General features: G+C 58.4%; 16 protein-coding genes. All 16 read right to left on the reverse strand.

What is annotated here, in order from left to right:
- Nucleotides 1-6 precede the first annotated feature (6 nt).
- The 16 genes from U5A58_RS07205 to U5A58_RS07280 all read right to left on the reverse strand — a co-directional run bounded on the left by U5A58_RS07205 (nucleotide 7) and on the right by U5A58_RS07280 (nucleotide 16,560).
- Entirely contained in the window at nucleotides 7-540 is a 534-nt protein-coding gene (locus tag U5A58_RS07205; RefSeq protein WP_321960887.1) for a cupin domain-containing protein, read from the reverse strand.
- 12 nt (nucleotides 541-552) lie between these two features.
- Nucleotides 553-1,686 (reverse strand): alcohol dehydrogenase catalytic domain-containing protein, encoded by a 1,134-nt coding sequence (locus U5A58_RS07210; protein WP_321960888.1) that lies wholly within the window; start codon nucleotides 1,684-1,686, stop codon nucleotides 553-555.
- Between the two features lie 69 nt (nucleotides 1,687-1,755).
- Nucleotides 1,756-2,829 carry a porin gene (locus U5A58_RS07215; RefSeq protein ID WP_321960889.1) on the reverse strand — a complete coding sequence of 358 codons (1,074 nt, stop codon included), beginning with the start codon at nucleotides 2,827-2,829 and terminating at the stop codon, nucleotides 1,756-1,758.
- Between the two features lie 136 nt (nucleotides 2,830-2,965).
- Nucleotides 2,966-3,991 carry a 4-hydroxy-2-oxovalerate aldolase gene (dmpG, locus tag U5A58_RS07220; protein WP_321960890.1) on the reverse strand — a complete coding sequence of 342 codons (1,026 nt, stop codon included), beginning with the start codon at nucleotides 3,989-3,991 and terminating at the stop codon, nucleotides 2,966-2,968.
- Between the two features lie 11 nt (nucleotides 3,992-4,002).
- Nucleotides 4,003-4,932: an acetaldehyde dehydrogenase (acetylating) gene (locus U5A58_RS07225; protein WP_321960891.1), complete on the reverse strand. Its 930-nt coding sequence runs from the start codon at nucleotides 4,930-4,932 to the stop codon at nucleotides 4,003-4,005.
- A gap of 5 nt (nucleotides 4,933-4,937) precedes the next feature.
- Complete coding sequence (locus U5A58_RS07230) at nucleotides 4,938-5,741, reverse strand: 2-keto-4-pentenoate hydratase (RefSeq protein WP_321960892.1); 804 nt, start codon at nucleotides 5,739-5,741, stop codon at nucleotides 4,938-4,940.
- Complete coding sequence (locus U5A58_RS07235) at nucleotides 5,738-6,697, reverse strand: 3-carboxyethylcatechol 2,3-dioxygenase (RefSeq protein WP_321960893.1); 960 nt, start codon at nucleotides 6,695-6,697, stop codon at nucleotides 5,738-5,740. Before U5A58_RS07235 ends, U5A58_RS07230 begins: the two co-directional genes overlap by 4 nt.
- 9 nt (nucleotides 6,698-6,706) lie before the next feature.
- Nucleotides 6,707-7,132 (reverse strand): lipocalin-like domain-containing protein, encoded by a 426-nt coding sequence (locus U5A58_RS07240; RefSeq protein ID WP_321960894.1) that lies wholly within the window; start codon nucleotides 7,130-7,132, stop codon nucleotides 6,707-6,709.
- A 14-nt stretch (nucleotides 7,133-7,146) separates the two neighbouring features.
- On the reverse strand, nucleotides 7,147-7,977 hold the full coding sequence (locus U5A58_RS07245) for an alpha/beta fold hydrolase (RefSeq protein ID WP_321960895.1): 831 nt from the start codon (nucleotides 7,975-7,977) through the stop codon (nucleotides 7,147-7,149).
- Entirely contained in the window at nucleotides 7,977-8,930 is a 954-nt protein-coding gene (locus U5A58_RS07250; RefSeq protein WP_321960896.1) for a VOC family protein, read from the reverse strand. Before U5A58_RS07250 ends, U5A58_RS07245 begins: the two co-directional genes overlap by 1 nt.
- Nucleotides 8,927-10,417, reverse strand: coding sequence for an indoleacetamide hydrolase (gene iaaH / locus U5A58_RS07255; RefSeq protein WP_321960897.1), 1,491 nt, complete (start codon nucleotides 10,415-10,417; stop codon nucleotides 8,927-8,929). Before iaaH ends, U5A58_RS07250 begins: the two co-directional genes overlap by 4 nt.
- A gap of 34 nt (nucleotides 10,418-10,451) precedes the next feature.
- Nucleotides 10,452-11,192 carry an aspartate/glutamate racemase family protein gene (locus tag U5A58_RS07260; protein ID WP_321960898.1) on the reverse strand — a complete coding sequence of 247 codons (741 nt, stop codon included), beginning with the start codon at nucleotides 11,190-11,192 and terminating at the stop codon, nucleotides 10,452-10,454.
- 49 nt (nucleotides 11,193-11,241) lie between these two features.
- Complete coding sequence (locus U5A58_RS07265; protein ID WP_321960899.1) at nucleotides 11,242-12,570, reverse strand: peptidase dimerization domain-containing protein; 1,329 nt, start codon at nucleotides 12,568-12,570, stop codon at nucleotides 11,242-11,244.
- 9 nt (nucleotides 12,571-12,579) lie between these two features.
- Nucleotides 12,580-13,605, reverse strand: coding sequence for an FAD-binding oxidoreductase (locus tag U5A58_RS07270; RefSeq protein ID WP_321960900.1), 1,026 nt, complete (start codon nucleotides 13,603-13,605; stop codon nucleotides 12,580-12,582).
- A 36-nt stretch (nucleotides 13,606-13,641) separates the two neighbouring features.
- Nucleotides 13,642-15,048, reverse strand: a complete 1,407-nt coding sequence (locus U5A58_RS07275; RefSeq protein WP_321960901.1) for an amidase — start codon at nucleotides 15,046-15,048, stop codon at nucleotides 13,642-13,644.
- Between the two features lie 147 nt (nucleotides 15,049-15,195).
- Complete coding sequence (locus tag U5A58_RS07280) at nucleotides 15,196-16,560, reverse strand: Rieske 2Fe-2S domain-containing protein (protein ID WP_321960902.1); 1,365 nt, start codon at nucleotides 16,558-16,560, stop codon at nucleotides 15,196-15,198.
- Between the last annotated feature and the right edge of the window lie 185 nt (nucleotides 16,561-16,745).

Below are 16,745 nucleotides of genomic sequence, written 5' to 3' on the forward strand. Positions count from 1 at the left end.
TGCTGGTCAGGCCTTCCGTTGGACTCCAATCAGAATTGAAGCCATCACGGCAGGTGCATTGCTCTTGTTACGCCATGCGTGACGCGTACCGTTCTGAACCACGATATCGCCGGTTTTCAGAACACGCGTTTGCCCGTCATCGAGTTCCAGACAGAGTTCGCCGCCCAGGACAATGTCGTAGTCAACGGAGTCGGTGGTATGAAAGCCCGAGCCATCAGGTTCAAAGCATTCGGCCAGCCCCGGCAGGATGGTCGCATACTCGGCGCCAGCAGCTGCGCCGTCGAATGCAGGATCAGCCATCACGGCATCCGGTGGGAACTGCACGATCATCAGACTCGTGCCATTCAGCGACGGCATCACCGTGGCTGCGGCGGCAACCGGGTCCCCTGCCGAATGCGGGAGCACGGTCTCGGGACTCGTTGCCCAAAGCTGCGTGGTCTTGAAACCGGGAACAGCTGCGAAAGCATGGCCCGCTTCTTCTGAATCGCTCAGGATAACGGACTTTCCATTGATTTGGCCAGTTACGACGCGACGTACCATTTCGTATACCTCCTATTCCTGAACAACCACGACGTTGACGAATCCCGTGACGCGCTTTGCTGCGTCTTCGAGCGCTTCGTTTGCTTGATCGAGCGTGTAGGTGTGGTTCCTGAACGACGACACATCGAGCGTACCTGCTTCGATCATCGCGACCAGATCCTGGCCTTCGCCAACCGTGAACCAGAGCGAGCCGATCACCGAAAGCGCCGAGCACATCATTTCGTGCATATTGACCGGCACTTCGTTGATCTGGGCACCGATTTCCACGAGCTTGCCGCCGCGACGCAGTGCACCGAATGCGTCTTTGGTAACTTGCATGTTCGGGCCCGGAGCGATAGCGTCCACCACCGAATCGACGCCCACGCCGTCCGTTTGCTCTTTGGCCCATGCGGCCATGCCCGCAGAACCGTTGGCGACCGAGTACGTCACGATACGAGCCGGGTCGATTGCCTTGACCTGGGCCAGCGTTTCCTCGTTGCGAGCCACCACCAGGATCTTCGTCGCGCCCATTGCACGTGCGATCAGCGTGGCGCACAGACCTAGCGTTCCCGTGCCGCCGATGATCATCACCGATTTACCGGCCGCAACTTGTGCCTTGCGCAAACCCGAATAGGCCGTGCCGAGATAGCCCATACGCGCGCCGACTTCGAACGAAACCTTGTCGCCGAGCTTGACCAGGCCGTCTGCGGGTGCCGTAGCGTATTCGCTGAGGCCCCCGTACGGGTATTCTTCATACAGGAACTGCGACTTCGGTCCGAAGCCGAAATAGCCCTGGAATGCGTAGGCTTCGCAGTTGATGGACTCGCCCACACGGCAGGCGTGGCACGAACCGCACGAACGGCCCGGATTGATGTACACGCGGTCGCCGACCTTGAGGCCCGTCACTGCGGGACCGACTTCAGCCACGACGCCTGCTGCGTCCAGACCGTAGATGGCGGGCAGTGCCGCATGCGCCAGATACGGCTTTTCCGAGCGGTAGTTGGTGATCACATTGCCCAGATTCGGAACGATGCCAGAAGCTTTGAGTTTGATCACGACGTCAGTCGGGCGCTTGAGCGTCGGATACGCAATCGTATCGATGCTGAACTTGCCCGAGGTGTTGTCGTGGAGGCGCGCAGCGCGCATGTATCGGCCTTCGTTGCTCATTCGTACGTCTCCTTTAAATGTTCCTGGCGCAAAGCGCGTCAGGAACTGTCACTACGTGCGCGCTCCAGATCAGAAGGAATGAATCAGACCGAGGCTGAAAGCAGTTTGACGCCCACCCGAAGCCGGACCCGCAGCCATCAGGATCCATGCCGGGCCACCCGACGATTGCTGGAACGCCACCGTGGAATACAGGCTCGTGCGCTTCGACAGCAGATAGATCAGCGAAAGCGTTTCCTGATTCACGTGCTGCTCGTTCAGCACATCGTTGCCCTTTTGGTACTGATACGAGAGGTGAGCGTGCAACGGAACGGACAGTTCATACGTCACGTCTGCCTCGTAGACATCGACGCGTGCACTGTTTTCCGTGTTCGCCGTATTCGTATACAGCGCGGCGAATTCAGCAGCGCCCAATATGTACGAAGCGCCAACGCCGAAATTGCGAATGCCGTCGTTACCGTTGTTCAGCGACGGATACTTGATATACGTGTACGCGCCATTCAGCGAGAAGCCACCATTGCGGTAGTTCGCGCCAAAGCTCTGCGCCGAGTTCGACCCGAAGTTGCCTGCAACGCCGCCGAAGCTGTACAGACCACCGAAGGAGAAGCCGTTGTACGTCGGGCTCGTGTACTTGACGGCGTTAGGGATTGCCGAACCCAGGAGACGGTCGAAGTCGAACGAGCCGTTGCCGGGCCCCCCGCGCGGGCTATTGAGGCCCTGGAACGAGCTTTGGCGCAAGTTCATTGCGTTGACAATGGGGAATGCGGGGCCCCAGCGCTCCGCAACCAGAGAATCGAACATAAAGTCGATTTGATTACCCGCCGTCAGCGTACCCCACTTTTCGTCCTTGAGACCAACGTATGCCGTATGGCCGAACAGGCCGTTGATCATGGCGCCGTTGTTCATGTTGAACTGGCCTTCCAGCTTGAAGATCGCCTTCGTGCCGCCCCCAAGATCTTCGCTGCCTACCAGGCCGAACAGATCAGGCGCCTGACTATCCGGGTCGATGGACACCAGTTTCTTGCCACCGACGTTCGACGTGTACATGACACCCGAGTCTATAAGGCCATAGATCTGAACGGATTGTGCGCTGGCGTTGACTGTCACCAGCGACCCGATTAGTAGTGCAAATTGTCTGACATTCACTACCGACTTCTCCTCACCTGTCAGCGCCCACCTGCTTTGTGGGTGCTGTGTTTTGCGCTACGTCCTTGGGGACCGCGTTATATGACTCCCTCTGCAATGGAGGGAGTCGCCTCCGTGCGCGACGGCTAGCCGCCACTCATTTTATTTTTTTGGATTCGAGAAGATCCAAAGCCACGTCGACGATCATGTCTTCCTGGCCACCGACCATACGGCGTTTGCCCAGTTCGACCAGAATGTCCACGGTGTTCAGGCCGTACTTCCTGGCCGCGATTTCCGAGTGGCGCAGGAACGACGAATACACGCCTGCGTAGCCGAGTGCCAGCGTTTCGCGGTCCACGCGAACCGGACGATCCTGGAGCGGGCGCACGATGTCATCAGCCGCATCCATTAACGTCATCAGATCCGTGCCGTGATTCCAGCCCATGCGTTCTGCCGCGGCGATGAATACTTCCAACGGTGCATTGCCGGCCCCGGCGCCCATACCGGCGAGCGACGCGTCGACACGGTCGCAGCCTTCCTCCACTGCAACGATCGAGTTTGCGACGCCCAGCGACAGGTTGTGGTGGGCATGCATGCCCGTCTGCGTTGCGGGATCGAGGACCGCCTTCACGGCACGGAAGCGATCACGGACGTCTTGCATCGACAGCGCGCCGCCAGAGTCCACCACGTAGATCGTGGTGGCGCCGTAACTCTCCATGAGCTTCGCCTGCCCGGCCAGTGCTGCCGGCGTCGTCATATGGCTCATCATCAGGAAGCCCACGGTATCCATGCCGAGTTCACGGGCGTATTCGATGTGCTGCTTCGAAACGTCGGCTTCCGTGCAGTGGGTGGCAACGCGAACCACACTCGCCCCCGCTTTGTAGGCGGCCTTCAGATCGTGAATGGTGCCGATGCCGGGCAGCAGCAGGGTCGCGATCTTCGAATGCGTCACCACATCAGCAACGGCCTCGATCCACTCCAGGTCCGAGTGCGCACCAAAGCCGTAGTTGAAGCTCGAACCTTGCAGGCCGTCGCCGTGTGCGACTTCGATGGAATCGACTTTCGCCTTATCCAGTGCGCGTGCGATGTCCTGTACGTTCTGGATCGAATACTGATGGCGGATCGCGTGCGAACCGTCGCGCAGCGTAACGTCCGAGATATAGAGTTTCTTGTCCTGAGTCATTTGCGGTCCCCTTATGCGCCGATCATGGATTGAGCCATGCGCTCTGCGGTACGCATACCGGCGCTGGTCATGATGTCGAGGTTGCCAGCATAGGCGGGCAGGTAGTGTGCGGCGCCTTCCACTTCGAGGAAGATCGAGGTCTTCAGACCGCTCAGCTTGCCGAGTCCGGGGATGTTCAGGTTCTGAACTTCATCGAACTGCACCTTCTGCTTCAGACGATAGCCCGGAACGTAGGCGTTCACGGCCTTCGCCATCTCTACGATCGAGGCCTCGACTGCATCGCGATCGGCGAGTTCCGAGAGGGTGTACACCGTGTCACGCATGATGACCGGAGGCTTAGCGGGATTCAGAACAATGATTGCCTTGCCCTTCGACGCACCGCCCACCGCTTCGATGGCCTTTGAGGTGGTTTCCGTGAACTCGTCAATATTGGCTCGGGTACCCGGACCTGCCGACTTGCTGGAGATCGAGGCGATGATTTCGCCGTAGTGGACCTTGGCCACGCGCGAGACCGCCGCAACCATCGGAATGGTAGCCTGACCACCGCACGTCACCATGTTGACGTTTAACGCATCAACGTTCGCCTCACCGTTCACGACAGGAATGCTGTACGGTCCGATTGCGGCGGGTGTCAGATCGATCATGCGAATGCCGGGCTTCAGCGTGCGAAGGAATGCGTCGTTCTTCACGTGAGCGCCAGCCGAGGTGGCATCGAATACGAAATCGATGTCCTTGAACACTGGCAAACGGGTCAGGCCTTCAACGCCTTCATGGGTGACCGCAACACCCAGGCGATCCGCGCGAGCCAGTCCATCCGATTTCGGATCGATGCCGACCATTGCGCCCATTTCCAGCACCCGGCTGTTCCGCATGATCTTGATCATCAGATCGGTACCGATGTTGCCCGACCCGATAATTGCTACCTTGAGTTTCTTTGCCATATTCGTTACTCGATGAAAGTTGCGCGGACCGAGCCCAGTCCTTCGATTACCGCCGTGTAGGTGCCGGGCCTCGTCACCGCAACCATCGGCCCCAGCGCACCGGTGAGAACCACATCGCCTCCACGCAGCGGCGTACCCAGCGCAGCCATACGATCTGCGAGCCATACCGCCGCATTCAGCGGATTACCCAGGCACGCAGCGCCGTTGCCTGTGGAAAGCGCTTGCCCATCTGATTCGAGCCGCATCGCGCACCCGGCGAGATCGATTTGCGAGAGTGGGACCGGACGCGAACCCAAAATGAACGCGGCACTCGACGCGTTGTCGGCGACCGTATCCACGAACTTGATGTCCCAATTTCGGATTCGGCTGTCCACGACTTCGATGGCGGCCACCGCGTAGTCCGTCGCACCGATCAGATCGGCAAACGTATGACGCTCGTGCGTCAGATCGCGATTGAGCACCAATGCGATTTCGGCCTCCACCTTCGGCTGGATCAGTTTCGAAAGCGATATCGGTTGGCTATCGCCATACGCCATGGACGCGAACAGCGCACCGAAGTCCGGTTGATCGACGCCTAACTGTTTCTGTACCGCCAGCGAGGTCAGACCAATCTTCCGGCCGACAATGCGCTCGCCGCGAGCGACACGCGCCTCGACATTGATCTGCTGCACCGCATACGCGGTTGCGATATCGTCAAGCGCGATTTCCGGATGGATCGCCGGGACCGTCACTCCCGCGCGAACCGGGGCGATCGTTTGGCAGGTCGTTTCCGCAATCCGCAGACGTTCCGCGATAGCTTGCTTGCTCATGTGTTTTCTCCTTGCGCCCTGGGTGCCGCATGCATGCAGGCGAAGCCGGCGATCCATTCAGGAATGGCCTGATAGAAGTCGATTTCAGCCGTGTACTCGCCAAACGCGGAAAGTGCGCCAAACGCTGCGACCCATGTCCGGATCTCGTGCGCGCTCTTGCCTGCGTCACGCGAAACATCCTCATTGCTCAGACGATCCACGGCAGGCAAATCGCTTTGCATCATCTTCAGGAATGCCATATCCCATTCAGGATTCAGCGCACGCATGCCCGGCGCCTCACCTGCAGTGAACGCCCTCGCCGCATTGATCACGCGCTCCTGACGCGCACTCCGGTCTACCGGGCCGAGATTGCGACCCGTGTGGATCAGACGCTCCGAGATCTCGTAGGTCGCATTCTTCAGTTCAGGAATCGGCGGCTCATGGGAGATCCCGCCTGATCCGAGAATCAACACACGCTTGCCCGTCGATTTCAGGTATTCGCCAATCACCTGGCCCATCATGCGCGAGCGACGAAGCGGCGACATCGGAGGCGCAACCGAATTGATGAAAACAGGAATGACCGGGTAATTGCCGAGGCCGCCCGTCACTTCTTCGAGCGCTTGTGCCGCACCGTGGTCCACGGACATGCGATACGAAATCGCCATGTCGATATCACGATTGAGCACATATTCGACCAACGCCCTCGCATCGTCAGCCGGAACCGGCAGATCCCCGGCCAGGCTCTTATAGTCGCCAATGGCATGGGCTTTGGCCCCGACGCAGAAGCTGGGCATCAATTCATAGAAGAAGCCGTTGTAATGATCGGGAGCGAACACGACCACAAGTTCAGGATTGAACTGGCGAACGCGTTCCCTTGCGGCGGCACTCATTTTGGCCACTTCGGCAACGACTTCGGGCTTCGGATCGAAATACCCATGCAGCGGGGTATGGGAGAGGCATTCAAGAATAACCGGCATGCACAGACCTTAACCGCGTTTGAAGGTGAGACGAGCGACCCGGGCTTCGGCCGTACCCGCTTCCAGCTTATGCGTGGTCAGCGACAACAGATCGCCCTTCAGTTCCACATAGCGCTTCTGTTCGCCGCCTACCCAGTTCGGGAACAGGCAGTGCTTGACCGCGTGCGTTACCACGTTGCCTTCGATGCTCCAGTCGCCGGCGTAGGTCAGGTACGTGTTGTACGCCTGGGCCTTCTCTGCATCCGTTGCATTCCACTGACCACCCGTCGTGAACGGTGCGCGATCCTTTTTGGTGATGGCGCAGAACATGCCATGCGGCCCGTATTCCATGAACCCTTCGGGTTCCGTACCCATCGGGTAGGTGACTCGACCATCATCGAAAACTTGTTCCCAGGCCTGAATTTTCCATCGGCCTTTAATATCGAGGTTTTCCATCTTTGTCCCGTGATTTAGTTGAGCAGGAACTCCGAGACCGCGAGCGTGAACAGCGCAGCCTTTTCGATCTGCACCCAGTGTCCGCACTGATCGAACTCCTGCAGCGTCGCGTTCGGGAGCAGGGTCTTCATCCGTCGCGACCACTCAACCGGAATCACCTGATCGTTCAGGCCATGGATAAGCAGCGTCTCGTGCGTGATCGCCGCCAGATCCGATTCGGCGAGGGCCAGCATTTCCACGCCCTGCTGACGCGGCGCCGGGAACAGGCGGGCAAATCGTTCTTGCACGTCTGCGCGGATCGATGCCTCGTAACGCATACGAACCAGATCGTCGGTGATGATCGAGTGATCGTAGGCGAACACTTCCATGAGTCCCTTCATGGCCGCGAGGCCAGGGGTGTATCCCCATACCTTTTCGAGCCCCTCGCTGATCGGGGCGTTGATGCCTGCCGCACCCATTAGCACCAAACGATTCACACGCTCCGGATGCGCCCTGGCCAGTGCCAGTGCGATAGCACCGCCAAAGGAGTTGCCGACTACCGACACCTTCCCGATCTTCAGCGCATCGAGCAACACGATCAACGATTCCACCCAGACGGCGGGAGTCAGCTTGAAGTGATCGGGGCACTGGGTATATCCAAATCCCAGCATATCCGGTGCGATGACTCGCGCCTGCCGGCTCAGTACCGGGATAATGCCGCGCCAGTTAGCCCATGCCGTCACACCGGGGCCTGAGCCATGAATCAGCAGTATCGGATCGCCGGCGCCCTCGCCAACATCGTGATAGTTCAGCGTGAGCTCACCCAGCTTGATTGAATTTGCGATTTCGGGACTTGCGTTGCTCATCACTTTGCCTTCTGTGTGCCGGGGATAACAACCGGTGCGCGCATGCCTTCGGCCGCCAGTTGCTTAAGAATTTGTCGCGCTTCCTCGCGCTTGTGGTCCGGGAGCCATGTGCGGTCATGACCCCAGAGACTCATACCTTTCAGCTCCTCGACTTCCCAGTCAGGTCCGACCGTGCGTGTCGCCCAACCCAGCTCGAACATCCATCCGTCCGGGTTCTTCAGGTAGAACGACGTGGCGTGGTCGTTGATGTGACGACCCAGGGTCACGCCAATCGAATCGGGATTCAACAGCGCGGTATCGTACGCACGACCAACGTCATCGAAATCGTTGTACTCGAGCATCAGGTGATAGATACCGGCCTTGCCGCCGGTATGCGCGATGCCAATCGTGTGGTGACGTGGATTGCAGTGCAGGAATTCGACCTTGAACGGCTTATAGGTGTAGTCCGTGAGGTGCATGCCCAGCACGTTGCGATACAGGTTCGAGAGCTTTTCGAAGTGCCCGGTAATCAGCGCCACGTGGCCCAGGCCCATGTTGCCGGTACGGAAACCGCCAATCGGACGGCCAGGCACGAATTCCGAATCCGCATCGGCCAGACCAAAAGCGATTTCCAGACGCACGCCATCATCGTCATGGAAATGCACCATGCCCTCAACGCCCCGGAATTCGATTTCCTCGGCCGTACCAGGCGTCGTTTTATAACCAGCGGCCTCCAATGCCGCTGTGCATGCCGCCAGGGTCGGGGCGTCGGCAACTTCGAAGCCCATACCCATCGTGGACTCGCCACCGGTAGCGGTGACGACAAACCGCTGAATCTTTTCATCTGCGCGAATGCGCATGGTCTTTCCGGCTTCGATCACTTCGACCTGCATACCGACGTGGTTCGTCACCTGATCGATCCATTCCTGCATACGTGGGGTTTCGACCACGATGTAGCTCAGCGCATTAATCATCTCTGTTCAATCCTTGCAGAAGCAACGTATAGGCCCTTCCCGGGCGCTGCAATGCAGCCCAAAACGCTTTCCAGCGAAATGCCGATGGCGAGCAGCCGTCGATCCGAACCTCGCGGACCGTCCAACTCCATGCCGACCGGGAGCCCCGTTTGTGAACCAAGTCCTGCCGGAAGATTCAGGCCCGGGAGCCCGGCACTCGCCATCGGCTCAGTGTTCTGGATCAGGCGCCGGAAGTTCTCTTCCTCATAAATGCTGTCACCCGCATCGGGCGCCACGCATGCAGTAGTAGGGAACATCAGCGCATCCAGCTGATGCCCGGAAAACAGTTCGGCATACCTGGCCCGCAACCGGTCACGTCCGCCACCGGCCTTTTGTGCCTGTTCGTACATGGGTGCCACATCCACGAGCTCACCTGCGGCATTCGGGAACTTGTTGGGCAGCACCCAGTTTTCATAAATCCATTTCACATCGGGACTGTCGATCTTCCTGGCCAGTTTCTCGACCGTCATCCGATGATCGTTGTCCTTCAGGTACTGCTCCATACTGGATCGGGACTCGCCAACCACCGCCTGGAAGCCAACCGCATCATTCAGTTCCATCAAGCCGGTTTTGCCCAGATCAATGAAAGTCACGCCCAACTGGGTGAGACGCGTAACGACAGCGTTCGCGACTTCGCGTGTGTCGAGATCGAGGTTCGCCCAAAACTCAGTGGGAACGCCTAGACGTAGCTTTTTGAGTTCCACGTGGGGCAACGCGTACTCGTCCGAAATGACACCGTCAAGAAGCGCCACATCGTGCATGTTCAATGCCATGGGGCCCACGGTATCGCGACTCCTGGCGATGGGGATCACACCCAAACCCGAGTAGCGCCCCCACGTCGGACGCAGCGAAGCCACGCCATTGAGTGCCGGGGGAATGCGCATCGAGCCGCCTGTATCGGTTCCCAATGCCCCGAGTGCCATACGCGCCCCTAAAGCCGCGGCCGAGCCCGACGACGAACCGCCCGCAATCCTGGTTTGGTCGTAGGCGTTACGAACGCCACGGCCTGCACCGGTATTGAATGCACCGTTGTAGCCCGTCGCCCCATAGGCCAGTTCGTGCATGTTGGTCTTGCCAAGCACGATGGCTCCCGCATCCCGGAGTTTGCGCAAAGTCGGTGCATCCGCGACGGGCACGAAGTCTGCGAATGCGGGACTCCCTGCGGTGCAGCGGATGCCTGCGCTATGGATGTTGTCCTTGACCACGATGGGGATGCCTGCCAAAGGCCCCAACGGAAACCCTGTCTGCCGTGCCTTATCAATCGCCGCTGCGGCCTTCAAAGCGCCCTCTGCATCAACGGTAACGAACGCATTCAGGGCTTTGCCTGCGTTGATACGTTCCAGACAGGCCAATACCAACTGGGTACTCGTCGCCGATCCATCGCGAAAAGCTTGAGCGGCATCGGCCATCGTGAAGTCGATGAACGGTTGGTCTTTATCGTGGGTCATATCCAATCCTTAACGGCGAGCATCCTTGACAGCCTCAGAGGCCGAACGCTGTGTCCTTACTCGTTTCCGGGCTCGGGAATGCGGTTTTGCTGTGGCACAGACCGAGATCGAGCAGCATTTCGCAATATTTGTATGCGATCACACCAGGATTCAGAACCGGTACGTTCAGCTGCCTGGCCAGGTAGTCGTGCGACTGATGCATCGTGGTAGAACCCAGTACCAGCACGTCCGCACCATCTTCTTCAATCGCCTTCTTGCCTGCCTCGACCAAGGCCGCGAATACGATGTCTTCCTTGCCCTGAAGCAGTTCCTGGGTATCGGGGCGAACGCCGATATCACGGATCGACGCCAGGCGATGCTCCAAGCCGTATTCCTTCGTCGTCTTCCTGTACAGCGCGTGCCACTGTGGCCACATCGTCAGGACACTGAACTTGTGACCAAGCGAACACGCGAGATGGAACGACGTGATAGCCGGGGCCATCACCGGAATCGACAGACGTGAGCGGAGCGCGTAGAGGCCCGAATCCGAGACTGTGTTGATACACACAGCATCGAAGCCGTTCTCTTCGGCCTTGATGCCCGCCTCAATAACCGCCATTTCCATGACCGCCATGTCGAGGTACGAATCTGCGAGTGTCATCACCTGACCGGCGCCCACGAATTCGACTTCGATGTCCGGGCGCTGCAACGAAAGCGGCAGTTGCGATTCCACCAGAGGACGCGTTGCTTCGCTCATCGGAACCGGGAAAATCATCTTGATGCGCTTCTTGCTCATGTCTGTCCCCTTCTTTGACTTCTGGTTATGGAACTGCCGCTTCAGAAACTTACAGGCCCAACTCGCTCCGGTCACGGGTAAGCGTGTCGATCACCGCATACAGGATTTTTTCAGCGCAGGGCATCAGGTCGGGGACGTAGGTGGCCCCCATGCCGCCCAGACCCTCCGCAACAGGTACCGGGGCGCCCTGAGCCGGCCACGGCCAACCGATACGAGCGGTCGGCACGCCGTAACGACGGAGGGCGGCTCCGTCTGTTTGACCGGCCAGCATGTCGGGAATGCCATGCGGACGTCCCTCGATGTGCTCCCAACCACGCCTGGCGGACTGAATAATCCAGTTTTCTGGATCAGTGGTACCGCCCGGGACTGAGCCGTACATCTCCCAGTCCATCGCGATTTCCGGATGACGCGTCTTCACGTCCTGGATGAAGTTCGCGAACTGTGCCTTGACATCGGCGGGGCTCGTCCGAGGATTCACGCGAATGTCGAAGAAGATCTCTGTCACTGCGGACGGGAATGCAGGTCTTTCGATCTGACCGCCACGAACGCCGGCAATCCAGCCATGAGGCTCGATCACGCCCGACGTATTGCGTTTCGTGTATTCAGGAAGCCATGCTTGCAGCGCTTGAATCACCGTGGCAGCGGGAACCACCGACGAACGGAAACCCGGAACGTCGTGCGGAATACCCGCATAGCCCATCGTGCCCTTGACCGTGATCTTGAACCAGGCCATACCCGGCTCTTCGTGATAAACCCAGTTCCACGGCTTCATGATGATTGCGAAATCGGGGTACATGCCGCGATTCAGCAGATTGATCACGCCGTTCGACATGCCCGAATGACGCTCCTTGATGTCAACGGGCATACCACCGTCGGCCATACCGACAAGCAGGTTGCCCTGCAGCGGAATACCCGTTTCCAGCACTGCCGTTGACACTTCAACGTGCGTGGCGATCATGCCCTTCGGATTCGAAGCGCCAAGGCCGAATACCCAGTCGTCAATCTGCCTGGCGCGCGGCTGCAAATCCGCTTCCTGACCGGGACCCGAAAGAATCTCCTCTTCCTTGGTGCGATCCAGGTGAGTGTCAATAGGAGCATAGAGCAGCAGCGACGCGCCGCCACCGGTGCCCCGGTATTCACCCATCACCGAACGACTGATGGCCGAGTTGTCATGCGTTTTCGTTCGCAGCCCGATCATCTCCATGTGACGCTGCATATAGTCTGCAGCTTCACGCGTCGAACCCGTGGGGCTGTGGATGTCCGTCAGTTCGAACAGCAGTTTTTGGAGACGCTTCGAACTCAGGTTGGCCTTGGCCTTTTCGTACCATTCGGTTTGCTGAGCCGAAAACGGTATTTGTTTCGTAGATTTGAATTCCATGCCCATTCCTTAGTTCGATGCAACGAACTGCTCTGCGAAAATCAATTCCGACTTCATGCCCAACTCGATCAGACGCTTTGTTGCCGCATCGATCATTGGCTGCGGGCCGCACAGATAAGCCACCGTGTTCGGATCCGTCACATCAGTGTCCCTGAGGGCCGAGACCGGCGAACCTTCGTGCAGGCTTTCCGTAGCATTGCGATCCACGCAGACCCGGGTCTTCAGGGTCGGCAACCAGTGCTGACGCAGCTCGATGTCATCCAGAGCAAATAGCGCTTCAGGCACCGCGCAACCGAACGAGAGTAGCATCGGCGGCTTCTTGCCCGAGGCCTGCCTGAGGCTATCAATCATCGACAGGATCGGAGCCAGGCCGGTCCCGCCGGCAACGAAGATGTGCGGCGCACGACGATGCTCTTCACGCAGGAAGAACGCACCATAGGGGCCCTTCATCGTCAGAACCTGGTCCACTTGCGCCTCACTTTCGAGGAAAGTGGACATCGCGCCATCGGGCAGCAGCCGGACCAGGAATTCCATCTTGGGCAGGGTCAGCGACGTAGACGACGGGCTGTAGCTACGGAGAACACCCAAACCCGGTACCGTGATCTGCATGAACTGCCCGGGCCTGAATTCGAGCCAGTTGCCTTCGGCCAATTCGACCGTCAGACGCATCACGTTGGGCGCGATGCGCTCCACAGAGTCGATGAAGACCTTCACCTCCTGGGCAACCGACGAGCCGACTTCCGAACCGTATGCGACGTTGAACGCACAATCCGATTCAGCCTTCGTAATGCAGAGCAGCCGATTTCCTTCTGCGTATTCCGAAGCCAGGAGCGTCGAACTGGCACCAGGAATAGACACCGCCTCACCTTGCGCGAGCTTGCACGTGCAGGAAGCGCAGGCCCCGGCCTTGCACTGGTACAGAACTGGCACTTCGGCCTTAATTGCGGCTTCGAGAATGTTTTCGCCCGACTCGGCGGCAAATGTATGACTCACGCCGTCCGCGAAGTGAATGGTTACCTGATGAGCTTGGGTCATGACTTAATCCACAAAACAAAACATTTTCAATATCAATCAAGCCAACCCAGGCGGGACCTGACGATGCCAATCACTGTGGCTCTGCAATACCATGCCGACCATACACAGCAGGTCGTCTTGATACTTGCGACCAATGAGTTGCCCACCGATGGGCAATCCCTGCTCTGTAAATCCGATGGGTACTGACAATGCGGGGTGCCCCGAGGCGTTGAACGGCGACGTGAACTGAATCAGGCGCCGGTTAGCCTCAGGATCCGAAGCCAAGCCTGCCAGCTGTTCGTACGTCGGAGCGGCATAAGGCTGCACCGGAGCCAATACAACATCGACCTCCGTGAACACCGCGTCCATCTCGCGCGTGAACTGCTTAGCATCACGAATGATTCGCTCGTAGTCCACCGCCTTGAGTTCCCGCCCCTGATCAATCAGACGGGCCAGCGCAGGACCGTATTCGGCAGCCTTGCCGGGATACGTCGCTTCGTGAGCGACAGCCGTTTGAACGCCGCAGTGATGCTCCCAATTGGAACTGGTGGCCCGCGTATCCGGAACCTTGATGCGCTTGATTTCGCCGCCGGCTTCGGCAAGGATGACTTTGACCTGTTGAATCGCGCGCTGAATCACCGGATCGACGCCATCGGAGATCCACGATTCGTCCATGCCGATTCGCAATCCCTTGAAGCCATTCAGGAGGTTCTCGATTCGTTGCTCGTCAATGGTGGCGAGCAGTCGTTGCGTATCGTGACCGCCAACAATTGCGAGAAGGAGCAGCACATCCCGGGCTGAACGCGCCATGGGGCCAACGTGGTCCAACGAGGCAGCCAGTTCCATCGTGCCCTTACGGCTGATCGTGCCGTAAGTGGTTTTCAATCCAGTCAGATTGTTGGCTGCACTGGGGAAACGCACCGAGCCCCCCGTATCCGAGCCGAGTGTGCCATAGCACAGACGAGCCGCAGTTGCGACACCGCAACCCGAGGAACTAGCACCACACCAGTGGGCGGCACCCCATGGATTAACAGGATCAGCGATCGTCGGATGGTGAATGGCAAATGCTCCCTCCGTCATTTGAAGCTTGCCTAGTATCACCGACCCTGCATCTTGCAGGCGTTGCACGACCGTCGCGTTTTCCGTCGGTACGCGCTGCGCATGAATTGGCATACCACCAGCAGTCACGATGCCCTTCGTGTCGAACAAATCTTTCACTGCGAGCGGAATACCGTGCACGGGACTCCTTACGTCCCCGGCTTGAATCTCTTTTTCTGCTTGCTCTGCCTGCTTCAATGCCAGTTCAGAGGTCACACGAGCATAGCTATGCAAATTCGCGTCCAGTGCTTCCACGCGAGCCAGCATCGCCTCGGTGACTTCTACCGGACTGATCATGCCACTGCGAATCTGCAAGGAGAGGTCGTAGATTTCGAGATTTTGCAGGTCGCGCGGAAGGCTGCTCATAACGGATACGGGTAATCAATTTAGTGAGGTCCAGGCCTGATGCACACAGAAACGGGGCGTGGCGATCCCTCCTCATCACTGGGCATCAGGGTTACTACGAGGCGCTACCGTTTATTATTAGGATTACCTAATAGTGTCGGACAAGCTTCAGAACCAGACTTGGTCCACAAAGTACGCCGGGCGCTTGCCATCGGCGAGTTCCTTGAGACGCGTGCTATGGGTCTTCACTGCACCGTAGACGCCCTTGCCCGGCTTCGCGACACCACGGTTGTGGCGCGAAGCGAGCTTACGCCACGTGACCGGGGAAATGTCGGTCGAGACCAGTTGCTCGTCATCCCAGCCCGTGCCGTCCGCATAGAAGTGCTGCATACCTTCGCGAGCGTACAGGTCGCAGTCGTTGAAGCCGTGCAGGCACAGTTCCTTGTAGACGCGGTCAAAGCGGTACTTGAACTTCTTGCGATCTTCTTCGGTCGGGCAGACGCGGACCAGGACTTCCCAGTACTCGTGCAGATCGTCCGTGATCGGTACATACCATTCGTACTGAACGACGTGCTCTTCCGGCCAGTTTTCGACCATGAGGACGCCCGGGAGGACCACCGACGTGCGATAGAAGCGGCCGTTCAGGTTGTCGATCTTGAGGCCCAGCTCCTTGTTTTCCATCACCGGCTGCCACTTGTCCGTGAACAGCCATTGCATCATGCCCTTCGGACCATTTTCGTCCTCAACGACCTGAATGCAGTCGTCCGAAACCGGCAGAATGCCCAGTGGGAGCACCCAGTCGTTCACATGAACAATGGAGTTGTCCTTGTGGACCAGGATGTGTGCGTTGTCGAAGCCGTTCTCGCACGCGATACGCCAGTTGCCGAAGCCCGTGCGGTGCATGCCATGAGCGACTGCGTTTTCGTCCAGGATCGATGGCGTATCCGGCCACAGCGGGTGCGGAAAGCGCTCGTTGTTTTCAGGGAAACGGAACGGAAGGTCATCCGACAGCGGGGGAACATCCTCGAGCGGGAAGTCATCTTCACGAACGAACACGAAGATCATGCCCGCGACTTCTTCAACCGGGTACGTCGTGATACCGGTCGTGCCGATCAACTTGTCGTCCGGATTGGCGACGATGGTTGCGAGCTTGCCGTTGTCCAGATTGAACGTGAAGCCGTGGTACCAGCACGTGATCGTTTCCTTGTTGAAGCACATCGGCTTCTCGGAGAGACGAATGCCACGGTGAACGCACTGGTCCTTGACTGCATAGACTTTCCCGTCGACGCGACGCAGCACGATGGGTACGCCGGCGATCATGATGCCCTTAATGCCCGTCTGAAGTTCCTCTTCGTTCTCGGTCGTGGTCTCCACCAGTTCCTTGCTGAACATCGCCGGATACCAGTGGTTGATGAAGCCCCAGGCTGCGTCCTTATAAGGCTGGTATTGCGATTGCGACTTTGCGTCGTTGTAACGCGCGTCGCTGATCGAATGCTGCGCTGCGCGACGACGAACAACAGTTTGGTCCGACATTGATGCGTCTCCTCAGAGGGGGTTAGCCCTTGTAAAGGGGTAATTTTTTGCACACGAAGTAAGGCAGTGACCGCAAGACAAATCGTATTACCCGACCACGTTGTCAACACTCCAATGACTACGAGACCTATCCCAACTGTGCATTCAATATGCGTTTTGAGGGTTTATCCCTAGCAACGAAAACG

The organism is Paraburkholderia sp. J7, assembly GCF_905220155.1.
Classification (GTDB): Bacteria; Pseudomonadota; Gammaproteobacteria; order Burkholderiales; family Burkholderiaceae; genus Paraburkholderia.

What these genes read in the sequence shown, in the direction of transcription:
- U5A58_RS07205 (WP_321960887.1), bottom strand. Translation starts at nt 540, where the DNA reads ATGGTACGTCGCGTCGTAACTGGCCAAATCAATGGAAAGTCCGTTATC.
- U5A58_RS07210 (WP_321960888.1), bottom strand. Translation starts at nt 1,686, where the DNA reads ATGAGCAACGAAGGCCGATACATGCGCGCTGCGCGCCTCCACGACAAC.
- dmpG (WP_321960890.1), bottom strand. Translation starts at nt 3,991, where the DNA reads ATGACTCAGGACAAGAAACTCTATATCTCGGACGTTACGCTGCGCGAC.
- U5A58_RS07225 (WP_321960891.1), bottom strand. Translation starts at nt 4,932, where the DNA reads ATGGCAAAGAAACTCAAGGTAGCAATTATCGGGTCGGGCAACATCGGT.
- U5A58_RS07230 (WP_321960892.1), bottom strand. Translation starts at nt 5,741, where the DNA reads ATGAGCAAGCAAGCTATCGCGGAACGTCTGCGGATTGCGGAAACGACC.
- U5A58_RS07235 (WP_321960893.1), bottom strand. Translation starts at nt 6,697, where the DNA reads ATGCCGGTTATTCTTGAATGCCTCTCCCATACCCCGCTGCATGGGTAT.
- U5A58_RS07240 (WP_321960894.1), bottom strand. Translation starts at nt 7,132, where the DNA reads ATGGAAAACCTCGATATTAAAGGCCGATGGAAAATTCAGGCCTGGGAA.
- U5A58_RS07245 (WP_321960895.1), bottom strand. Translation starts at nt 7,977, where the DNA reads ATGAGCAACGCAAGTCCCGAAATCGCAAATTCAATCAAGCTGGGTGAG.
- U5A58_RS07250 (WP_321960896.1), bottom strand. Translation starts at nt 8,930, where the DNA reads ATGATTAATGCGCTGAGCTACATCGTGGTCGAAACCCCACGTATGCAG.
- iaaH (WP_321960897.1), bottom strand. Translation starts at nt 10,417, where the DNA reads ATGACCCACGATAAAGACCAACCGTTCATCGACTTCACGATGGCCGAT.
- U5A58_RS07260 (WP_321960898.1), bottom strand. Translation starts at nt 11,192, where the DNA reads ATGAGCAAGAAGCGCATCAAGATGATTTTCCCGGTTCCGATGAGCGAA.
- U5A58_RS07265 (WP_321960899.1), bottom strand. Translation starts at nt 12,570, where the DNA reads ATGGAATTCAAATCTACGAAACAAATACCGTTTTCGGCTCAGCAAACC.
- U5A58_RS07270 (WP_321960900.1), bottom strand. Translation starts at nt 13,605, where the DNA reads ATGACCCAAGCTCATCAGGTAACCATTCACTTCGCGGACGGCGTGAGT.
- U5A58_RS07275 (WP_321960901.1), bottom strand. Translation starts at nt 15,048, where the DNA reads ATGAGCAGCCTTCCGCGCGACCTGCAAAATCTCGAAATCTACGACCTC.
- U5A58_RS07280 (WP_321960902.1), bottom strand. Translation starts at nt 16,560, where the DNA reads ATGTCGGACCAAACTGTTGTTCGTCGTCGCGCAGCGCAGCATTCGATC.